This window comes from Paracoccus laeviglucosivorans, from assembly GCF_900182695.1.
Lineage (GTDB): Bacteria > Pseudomonadota > Alphaproteobacteria > Rhodobacterales > Rhodobacteraceae > Paracoccus > Paracoccus laeviglucosivorans.
In genome coordinates this window covers 1-9,449 of the sequence record NZ_FXTK01000048.1, presented here as the reverse complement: position 1 = coordinate 9,449, position 9,449 = coordinate 1, and the positions used below count along the sequence as shown (strand labels likewise).

At 63.4% G+C, this 9,449-nt stretch carries 10 protein-coding genes; all 10 read left to right on the top strand.

The window, feature by feature from the left end; genetic code table 11:
- Positions 1 to 198: glycerol-3-phosphate dehydrogenase C-terminal domain-containing protein (locus FN835_RS20535; protein WP_281285429.1), on the top strand; the 198-nt coding region annotated here is incomplete at its 5' end.
- A gap of 9 nt (positions 199 to 207) precedes the next feature.
- Positions 208 to 1,287, top strand: a complete 1,080-nt coding sequence (locus FN835_RS20530; protein ID WP_142665098.1) for an ABC transporter ATP-binding protein — start codon at positions 208 to 210, stop codon at positions 1,285 to 1,287.
- A gap of 1 nt (position 1,288) precedes the next feature.
- Positions 1,289 to 2,368 carry an ABC transporter ATP-binding protein gene (locus FN835_RS20525; protein WP_142665097.1) on the top strand — a complete coding sequence of 360 codons (1,080 nt, stop codon included), beginning with the start codon at positions 1,289 to 1,291 and terminating at the stop codon, positions 2,366 to 2,368.
- On the top strand, positions 2,368 to 3,240 hold the full coding sequence (locus FN835_RS20520; RefSeq protein WP_142665096.1) for a carbohydrate ABC transporter permease: 873 nt from the start codon (positions 2,368 to 2,370) through the stop codon (positions 3,238 to 3,240). Before FN835_RS20525 ends, FN835_RS20520 begins: the two co-directional genes overlap by 1 nt.
- Positions 3,237 to 4,034: a carbohydrate ABC transporter permease gene (locus tag FN835_RS20515; protein WP_142665095.1), complete on the top strand. Its 798-nt coding sequence runs from the start codon at positions 3,237 to 3,239 to the stop codon at positions 4,032 to 4,034. The genes FN835_RS20520 and FN835_RS20515 overlap by 4 nt, the downstream gene beginning before the upstream one ends.
- Positions 4,034 to 4,462: a DUF2160 domain-containing protein gene (locus tag FN835_RS20510; RefSeq protein ID WP_185958787.1), complete on the top strand. Its 429-nt coding sequence runs from the start codon at positions 4,034 to 4,036 to the stop codon at positions 4,460 to 4,462. The genes FN835_RS20515 and FN835_RS20510 overlap by 1 nt, the downstream gene beginning before the upstream one ends.
- 59 nt (positions 4,463 to 4,521) lie before the next feature.
- Complete coding sequence (locus FN835_RS20505; RefSeq protein WP_142665094.1) at positions 4,522 to 6,243, top strand: ABC transporter substrate-binding protein; 1,722 nt, start codon at positions 4,522 to 4,524, stop codon at positions 6,241 to 6,243.
- A 106-nt stretch (positions 6,244 to 6,349) separates the two neighbouring features.
- Positions 6,350 to 7,834 (top strand): glycerol kinase GlpK, encoded by a 1,485-nt coding sequence (gene glpK, locus FN835_RS20500; RefSeq protein WP_142665093.1) that lies wholly within the window; start codon positions 6,350 to 6,352, stop codon positions 7,832 to 7,834.
- Positions 7,831 to 8,964 (top strand): iron-containing alcohol dehydrogenase, encoded by a 1,134-nt coding sequence (locus FN835_RS20495; RefSeq protein ID WP_142665092.1) that lies wholly within the window; start codon positions 7,831 to 7,833, stop codon positions 8,962 to 8,964. Before glpK ends, FN835_RS20495 begins: the two co-directional genes overlap by 4 nt.
- Positions 8,965 to 9,205: 241 nt before the next feature.
- Positions 9,206 to 9,449, top strand: a 244-nt coding sequence (locus tag FN835_RS20490) for a tetrahydrofolate dehydrogenase/cyclohydrolase catalytic domain-containing protein (RefSeq protein ID WP_281285428.1), incomplete at its 3' end; no start/stop codon positions are given.

Sequence of the window (9,449 nt, the reverse complement as noted above, 5' to 3'; positions counted from 1 at the left end):
TCTGACGCCACCGACCTTGGCCGCGACTTCGGCGCCGGCCTGACCGAGGCCGAGCTGCGCTGGTTCACAACCCACGAATTCGCAACAACCGCAGATGACGTCCTGTGGCGAAGAACAAAGCTGGGACTGAGGATGACCGAAGATGAGACCGCAGCCGTCGATGCGTGGTTCGCCGCGCAGCGTCTGGCGGCGGAATAAGGGGGCGGAATGGTTCTGGAATTGCAAGGCGTGTCACGGCAGGTCGGGGGGCTGGTCCATATCCACCCCACCAGCCTGACATTGCAGAACGGCACGATGAACGTGCTGCTTGGCCCGACGCTTGCGGGCAAGACCAGCCTGATGCGGCTGATGGCGGGGCTGGACCAGCCGACCACCGGGCGCATCCTGTGGAACGGGCAGGACGTGACGGGCACGCGCGTGCAGGACCGGGGCGTCGCCATGGTCTATCAGCAGTTCATCAACTATCCCGGCCTGACGGTTTACGAAAACATCGCCTCGCCGCTGCGTATCCTGCGCCGTCCACGGGCCGAGATCGACCGCAAGGTCCGCGAAACCGCCGAGATGCTGCGCCTGACCCCGATGCTGACCCGCAAGCCGCTGGAGCTGTCGGGCGGCCAGCAGCAACGCTGCGCCCTGGCCCGCGCGCTGGTCAAAGGCGCAGGGCTGGTCCTGCTGGACGAGCCTTTGGCGAACCTTGACTATAAGCTGCGCGAAGAATTGCGCGTCGAAATCCCCCGCATCTTCGAGGCGTCCGGCGCGATCTTCGTCTATGCCACCACCGAACCCGAGGAGGCGCTGCTGCTGGGCGGCCAGACCGCGACCCTGTGGGAAGGCCGCGTGACGCAATTCGGCCCGACGCCGCAGGTCTATCGCAATCCGCAGGATGCCGTGACGGCGCGGGTATTCAGCGATCCGCCCATGAATTTCGCCCCCCTGCGCATCGCGTCCGGCAAAGCGCAGATGGGCGAGGCGCAGCCCTTTGACGCCGCCCGTCTGGCCGTCGGCGACGGCGCGTATCTGGCGGGCTTTCGCGCGGGGCATCTGTCGCTGACCGCGCGGGGCAATGCGGTGCCGTTCGACTGCGCGCTGATCGGCAGCGAGATCACCGGGTCCGAGACGTTCCTGCATCTGGATCACGGCCCCGATCACTGGGTCGGGCTGGTCGAAGGCATCCACCCGCTGCAACCGGGCAGCCGCATCACCGTCTGGCTGGACCCGGCACATATCTATCTGTTCGACGCGGACGGGCGCATCGCTGCCCCCGCAGCCTATGCAAAGGTGGCGTGACATGGCGCGGATCACGCTGGAAAATCTGGCCCACAGCTATAGCCCCCATCCCAAAGGGGATCAGGATTTCGCGCTGAAGCGGCTGAACCATGTCTGGCAGGATGGCGGGGCCTATGCGCTGCTTGGCGCCTCGGGGTGCGGCAAGACGACGCTGCTCAACATCATCTCGGGGCTGTTGCGGCCCAGTCAGGGGCGCATCCTGTTCGGGGAACGCGACGTGACCGACGCCCCCACCACCGAACGCAATATCGCGCAGGTTTTCCAGTTTCCGGTCGTCTATGACACGATGACGGTGCGCGAAAACCTTGCCTTTCCGCTGCGCAACCGCGGCAAGGAACCCGCCTATATCGCCGAGCGCGTGGACCGCATCGCCCGCATGATCGGGATGGAGGAGATGCTGACCCGCCGCGCCCGCGGCCTGACGGCGGATGCCAAGCAAAAGATCAGTCTTGGCCGCGGCATGGTCCGCGAGGATGTGAACGCCATTTTGTTCGATGAGCCGCTGACCGTCATCGACCCGCAGATGAAATGGGAATTGCGCACGCAGCTGCGCCAGCTGCACCGCGAATTCGGCCATACGATGATCTATGTCACCCATGACCAGACCGAGGCGCTGACATTCGCGCAGCAGGTCGTCGTGATGCACGAAGGGCGCGTGGTTCAGATGGGCACGCCCGCCGAACTGTTCGAAACGCCCGCGCATAGTTTCGTGGGCTATTTCATCGGCTCGCCGGGCATGAACTTCATCGACGCGCGGATCGACGGCGACCGGGCCATCCTGCCGGGCGGGCAGGTGGTGGAACTGGGCGCGCGCTATGCCGCCAACGGTCGCACGCAGATCGGCATCCGCCCTGAATACGCCCATCTGTCCGAGACCGGCCTGCCCGTCACCATCCGCCGGATCGAAGATGTGGGCCGCCACCGCATCGTGCGCGCGGAACTGGCCGGAGCGGCTTTCAACATCACCATGCCCGAGGACGCGCCGATGCCCGCCGATCCGCATGTGCATCTGATGCCGGGCAAGCTGGGCATCTATGCCGATGACTGGCGCGTGGCGCCCGAAGCAGGGGGGAACGCCTGATGCAAAAGATCCAGAACAACAAGGCATGGTTCGTTGTCCTGCCCGTCCTGGTGCTGGTCGCGTTTTCGGCGGTGATCCCGCTGATGACGGTGGTGAACTACGCCTTTAACGACACGTTCGGGAACAACGAATTCTTTTGGGCGGGGCTGGAATGGTTCGATGAGATGATCCATTCCGACCGCCTGCACGGCGCGCTTGGACGGCAGGCGCTGTTTTCCGCGATCATTCTGGCAATCGAGATCCCGCTGGGCATCTTCGTTGCGCTGAACATGCCCAAACGCGGCTTCTGGGCCAGCGTGGTTCTGGTGCTGATGGCGCTGCCTTTGCTGATCCCCTTTAACGTCGTGGGCACGATCTGGCAGATTTTCGCCCGCATGGACATTGGTCTGCTGGGCCATACGCTGGCCGCGCTAGGAATTGATTACAACTATACCAACGACCCCATTGATGCATGGGCAACCGTGGTCGTGATGGATGTCTGGCACTGGACCAGTCTTGTCGCACTGCTGTGCTATGCCGGGCTGCAATCCATCCCCGAGGCGTATTATCAGGCCGCCCGCATCGATCAGGCCAGCCGCTGGGCTGCGTTCCGCTATATCGAACTGCCCAAGATGAAGGGCGTCCTGCTGATCGCCGTCCTGCTGCGCTTCATGGACAGCTTCATGATCTATACCGAGCCTTTCGTGGTCACCGGCGGCGGTCCGGGCAATTCGACCACCTTCCTGTCGATTGACCTGGTGAAAATGGCGGTGGGACAATTCGACCTTGGCCCCGCTGCGGCCTTCAGCCTGATGTATTTTCTGGTGATCCTGCTGGTCAGCTGGGTGTTCTACACCGTGATGACTGCCGAGGACGAGGAGGGCCAGCCATGAACACCCGCACGCTGGTCATGGTGCTTTACCTGCTGTTCCTGCTGATCCCGATCTATTGGCTGCTGAACATGAGCCTGAAGACCAATGCCGAGATCACCGGCAGCTTCACCCTGTTCCCGCATGATCTGACTTTGCGCAATTACCGCGTCATCCTGACCGACCCAAGCTGGTATATGGGCTATGTCAATTCAATCATCTACGTGGTGATGAATACCGTGATCTCCATCGCGGTGGCGCTGCCTGCGGCCTATGCGTTTTCGCGCTACAGCTTCATGGGCGACAAGCATCTGTTCTTTTGGCTGCTGACCAACCGCATGTCGCCGCCTGCGGTATTCGCGCTGCCGTTCTTTCAGCTTTATTCCTCGGTCGGGTTGTTTGACACGCATATCGCCGTGGCCCTGGCGCATTGCCTGTTCAACGTGCCGCTGGCGGTGTGGATCCTGGAAGGGTTCATGCGCGGCGTGCCCAAGGAAATCGACGAGACCGCCTATATCGACGGCTATTCGTTCCCGCGTTTCTTCATCCGCATCTTCATGCCGCTGATCGCGTCGGGGATCGGGGTGGCTGCGTTCTTCTGCTTCATGTTCAGCTGGGTAGAGCTGCTGCTGTCGCGCACGCTGACATCGGTGAACGCCAAGCCCATCGCAGCCACGATGACGCGGACCGTCAGCGCGTCGGGCATGGACTGGGGCGTTCTGGCGGCGGCAGGCGTGCTGACCATCGTGCCGGGTGCCCTGGTCATCTGGTTCGTGCGCAACTACATCGCCAAGGGCTTCGCCCTGGGGAGGGTGTGATGTCGGAGACCGCAATTCCCACCCATCGCCGGGGCAATTGGCCCGCGATCTATATCGGGGCGGCGCTGATCCTTGCTGCGATCATGGCCTTTCTGTTCTGGGCCACACCCATGACCGACGACGGGGTCAAGGACTGGACCGCGCCGATGATCCCCGGCGGCTGGATGGCATGGACCTTTCCGGTGGCCTGCTTTTTCTGGGTGATCGGCAGCCTGCTGGTTCTGTTCACCATCCTTGCCATCCGTTTCCCGGAAACGCCGCGCCGGGGCATCCTGCGCATCCGCACGACGCGCGGCGACCGGCTGTTCATCACGCTGCTGGGTTCGGCATTCATCTGCCTTGCCTGGCTGTTTCTGGCCGGTCCGCCGATCTGGTGGGCACTGGCGATCTGCATTGTCTATGCCGCAGCGGTGTTTCGCTGGGTGTGAATGATCCCGCAGCTAAAGGGGGGCTGTGGGCAAGTGGAAGTCTCATCAGGGAGGAAAACATGAGACGGACCAGCACGATGACGGCCATGGCGCTTGCGCTGACGGTCACGGCCCTGCCCGCATGGGCGGATATGGAGGCGGCGACGAAGTTCCTGGATGCCGAGATCGGCGATCTGTCATCGCTGTCCCGCGCCGATCAGGAAAAGGAAATGCAGTGGTTCATTGATGCGGCCAAGCCTTTGGCCGGGATGGACATCAAGGTGGTGTCGGAAACCATCACCACGCATGAATACGAATCCAAGGTGCTGGCCCCGGCATTCACCGCCATCACCGGCATCAAGGTCACCCACGACCTGATCGGCGAAGGCGACGTGGTCGAAAAGCTGCAGACCCAGATGCAGACGGGCGAGAATATCTACGATGGCTATGTCAACGACAGCGACCTGATCGGCACGCATTGGCGCTATCAGCAGGCGCGCGACCTGACCAAGTGGATGGCCGAGGAAGGCAAGGATTTCACCAGCCCGACGCTTGATCTGCCCGACTTCATCGGGCTGAAATTCACCACCGCCCCGGATGGTGATCTGTATCAGTTGCCCGACCAGCAATTCGCGAACCTTTACTGGTTCCGCTACGACTGGTTCAACGATCAAAAGACCAAGGACGATTTCAAGGCGAAATACGGCTATGACCTTGGCGTCCCGGTGAACTGGTCGGCCTATGAAGATATTGCCGAGTTCTTTACCGGCCGCGATATGTCTTATGTCGAGGGCAGTCCCAGCAAGGTCTGGGGCAATATGGATTACGGCAAGAAAGACCCCAGCCTTGGCTGGCGCTATACCGACGCATGGATGTCCATGGCCGGTATGGGCGACAAGGGCGAACCCAACGGCCTGCCGGTCGATGAATGGGGCATCCGCGTCGATGAAAACAGCCGCCCCGTCGGGTCATGCGTGGCGCGCGGCGGGGCCACGAACGACGCGGCAGCCGTCTATGCCGTGACCAAGGCGATCGAGTGGTTGCAGAAATACACCCCGCCCGAGGCGCAGGGCATGACCTTTGGCGAGGCAGGCCCGGTCCCGGCACGCGGCGACATCGCGCAGCAGATGTTCTGGTATACGACCTTTACCGCCGACATGGTGAAAGAAGGCACGCCGGTCATGAACGCCGACGGCACGCCCAAATGGCGCATGGCCCCCAGCCCGCACGGCGCCTATTGGTCCGAAGGCACCAAGATCGGCTATCAGGACGTGGGGTCGTGGACGCTGATGAAATCGACGCCGGTGAACCGTGCGCAGGCCGCCTGGCTTTATGCGCAGTTCGTCACCTCGAAAACGGTGGATGTGAAGAAATCCCATGTCGGGCTGACCTTTATCCGGCAATCGACGATTCAGGACAAATCCTTTACCGAACGCGCGCCCAAGCTGGGCGGTCTGGTTGAATTCTACCGTTCGCCCGCCCGCGTGCAGTGGTCGCCGACCGGGACGAACATCCCCGACTATCCCAAGCTGGCACAGCTTTGGTGGCAGAATATCGGCGATGCCATGTCGGGTGCGAAAACCCCGCAAGAGGCGCTGGATTCGCTATGCGCCGAACAGGAACGTGTGCTGGAACGTCTGGAACGCGCCAAGGTGCAGGGCGATCTTGGCCCCAAGATGAACGAGGAAAAAGACCCGCAGGAATGGCTGGACGCGCCCGGCGCGCCGGTTGCCAAGCTGGAAAACGAAAAGCCCAAGGGCGAAACCGTTTCCTATGACGAACTCATCAAGTCCTGGCAATGATGCCGTCGGGGGCAGGTCCGAGCAATCTGCCCCCTATTTCCCGTGAACGAAATCCGGCCGCGCGGTCTTGCATCGCGCGGTCCCTTCCTGTCAGCATCGGCCCGACATGACACATATCCTTGCGATAGATCAGGGGACCACATCGTCCCGCGCCATCCTTTTCGACGCGAAACTGCGGATCGTCGCGCAGGCGCAGGAGGAGTTTCCGCAGCATTTCCCACATTCCGGCTGGGTCGAACATGACCCGATGGACCTGTGGTCCACGACCGCCGCCACCGCCCGAGCCGCGGTCGAGCGCGCGGGCGTGCGCAGCGATGCGATCAAGGCGATCGGCATCACCAACCAGCGCGAAACCGTGGTGCTGTGGGACCGCAAGACCGGCAAGCCCCTGCATAACGCGATCGTCTGGCAGGATCGCCGCACCGCCGAGCTGTGTGCCCAATTGCGCGATGCGGGCCACGAAGACATGATCCGCACTCGCACCGGGCTTCTGCTGGACCCGTATTTCTCGGGGACCAAGCTGAAATGGCTTCTGGATCACCTGAAGCTGCACGACCGCGCCAGGGCGGGGGAACTGGCCTTTGGCACGGTTGACAGCTGGCTGATCTGGAACCTGACCGGGGGCCGCGTCCACGCGACCGATGCCACGAATGCCGCCCGGACACTGCTTTACAACATCGCGGAAAATCGCTGGGATGACGACATCTGCGCACTGCTGGACATTCCCATGTCCCTGCTGCCCGAGGTCAAGGATTGCGCCGACGATTTCGGCATGACCCGCCCCGACCTGTTCGGCCGCGAAATACCCATCCTTGGCGTGGCGGGCGATCAGCAGGCCGCGACCGTCGGGCAGGCCTGTTTCGAATCGGGCATGATGAAATCCACTTATGGCACCGGCTGCTTTGCGCTGCTGAACACCGGCGCGGATCTGGTCCCGTCGCAGAACCGGCTGCTATCGACCATCGCCTACCGGCTTGACGGCAAGACCACCTACGCGCTTGAGGGGTCGATATTCATCGCAGGCGCCGTGGTGCAATGGTTGCGCGACGGGTTGGGCCTGATCCGGCACGCGCCCGAATCCCAACCCTTGGCCGAACAGGCGGATGCGGCGCAGGGCGTCATCATGGTTCCTGCCTTTACCGGGCTGGGCGCGCCCTATTGGCGGCCCGATTGCCGGGGGGCGATCTTTGGTCTGACCCGCAACTCTGGTCCTGCAGAATTTGCCCGCGCGGCGTTGGAAAGCGTGGGCTACCAGACCCGCGACCTGTGGGAAGCGATGCGTGCCGACTGGCCCGACGCTGGCGACGGCGTGCTGCGTGTCGATGGCGGCATGGCGGCCAGCGACTGGTCGATGCAGTTTCTGGCCGACATCCTTGGCGCCCCGGTGGACCGCCCCGAAGTGACCGAGACCACGGCCCTGGGCGCGGCCTATCTGGCAGGACTGCGCGCCGGGCTTTACCCCCAGCCGCAGGAATTCGCGCGCAGCTGGGCGCTGGAACGTCGTTTCGATCCGCAGATGGATGACAAGACGCGGGCGACGAAATATGCCCGTTGGCAGAAAGCCGTCAAAGCAACCATCGAGGCCGCATGAACCCCTTTGCCTTTGCCCTGCCGGGCCGCGTGATGTTCGGTCGGGGCGAGGCGCAGAACGCGCCCGCGCTGATCCGCGCCTTTGGTCCGCGCGGCGTCGTCGTGCATGGCGCGAACGCCGAACGTGCCGCTTGGCTGGTCGATGCCCTGCGCGGGCAGGGGGCGCAGGTGCTGACGCTGGCCTGTGGCGCGGAACCCACGCTGCCGATGCTGCAGGACGCTTTGGCGCAGGCCAAGGACTTCGCGCCCGATTGGGTGGCGGGCCTTGGCGGTGGTGCGGCGCTGGATCTGGGCAAGGCGCTGGCCGGGCTGATTCCCGCACCGGGCGGCATCATGGACCATCTTGAGGTGGTGGGCCGTGGCCAGCCGCTGATCGCCGCGCCGCTGCCCTATGTCGCGATCCCGACAACGGCAGGCACGGGGGCAGAGGCCACGCGCAATGCGGTGATCGGCCTGCCCGATCATGGCCGCAAGGTCTCGATCCGGGACGAACGGATGCTGCCGCGCATTGCCATCGTCGATCCGGCGCTGACCGATCATTGCCCGCGTGCCGTCACGCTGGCCTCGGGGCTGGATGCGCTGGCGCAGGTGATTGAGCCTTATATCTCGGTCAAGGCCACGCCCTTTACCGATGCCCTTGTCCGTCCGCTGATCGCGCCGGGTCTGGATGCGTTGGTGACGCTGATGCGGGCCGAGGATGCGGCTGCACGCGACCGCATGGCGTGGACCAGCCTTTGCGGTGGTATCGCGCTGGCGAATGGCGGCCTGGGTGCGGTGCATGGGCTGGCGGGCGTGATCGGCGGCGTGACCCCCGCCGCGCATGGTGCGATCTGCGGTGTGCTGCTGGCTCCGGTCCTGCAAATGAACGACCGCCTGACCCGTCACGCCCCGCGCCTGACGGAATTGCGCCAGATCGTGGCGCAGACCTTCGGCTGTCAGGGCAGTGATGCGCTGGACAGCTTGTCCGACTGGGCGCGCGATGCGGGGCTGCCCGGCCTTGAGGCGCAGGGCCTTGATTTCTCGCAGCATCGTGCGGTCGCCGAAGCATCGTTGTCCAGTTCCTCAATGAAGGGCAATCCGGTCCCGCCTTCGGTGGATGATCTGGTCGCCGTGCTGGCGAAGGCGGGCTGATTCCGCCGCCCCGTCTGTCACGACGCGACCATTGGATAATCGCGCCCACATATTAAAGCGACATTGGCCTGTCGCAAACCGCCTGTGCAAAACGGTCCCCACGCAGCACAACAGGCGCCATGAGGGGCCCAGACTGCGGTCGTAGAGATGCCGGAAAGCGTCTTTGATCCGAACCGTCGCTGCGCTATCCGATTCCGCGAACGGCCAGACAGGTCAGCAGAAGCGAAGGAGTTTGAAGCGCATGAGCAATCTTATCGACGGCAAGACGTTTTCGTCTGGCATTCGTGGTCGCGTTGCGGCGGGAGTTTCTGAACTTGGGGCTCGTGGGATCGTTCCCGGCCTTGCGGTGGTTCTGGTGGGCGAGGATCCGGCCTCGGCGGTCTATGTCAGGAACAAGGGCATCCAGACGCGCGAAGTGGGGATGAACAGCTTTGAACACAAGCTGCCCGAGACGACCTCGCAGCACGATCTGCTGGCGCTGATCG

Excerpts from the sequence above, each read along its gene's own strand:
- glpK (WP_142665093.1), top strand. The coding sequence starts at position 6,350 with ATGACACATATCCTTGCGATAGATCAGGGGACCACATCGTCCCGCGCC.
- FN835_RS20525 (WP_142665097.1), top strand. The coding sequence starts at position 1,289 with ATGGCGCGGATCACGCTGGAAAATCTGGCCCACAGCTATAGCCCCCAT.
- FN835_RS20515 (WP_142665095.1), top strand. The coding sequence starts at position 3,237 with ATGAACACCCGCACGCTGGTCATGGTGCTTTACCTGCTGTTCCTGCTG.
- FN835_RS20530 (WP_142665098.1), top strand. The coding sequence starts at position 208 with ATGGTTCTGGAATTGCAAGGCGTGTCACGGCAGGTCGGGGGGCTGGTC.
- FN835_RS20505 (WP_142665094.1), top strand. The coding sequence starts at position 4,522 with ATGAGACGGACCAGCACGATGACGGCCATGGCGCTTGCGCTGACGGTC.
- FN835_RS20520 (WP_142665096.1), top strand. The coding sequence starts at position 2,368 with ATGCAAAAGATCCAGAACAACAAGGCATGGTTCGTTGTCCTGCCCGTC.
- FN835_RS20510 (WP_185958787.1), top strand. The coding sequence starts at position 4,034 with ATGTCGGAGACCGCAATTCCCACCCATCGCCGGGGCAATTGGCCCGCG.
- FN835_RS20495 (WP_142665092.1), top strand. The coding sequence starts at position 7,831 with ATGAACCCCTTTGCCTTTGCCCTGCCGGGCCGCGTGATGTTCGGTCGG.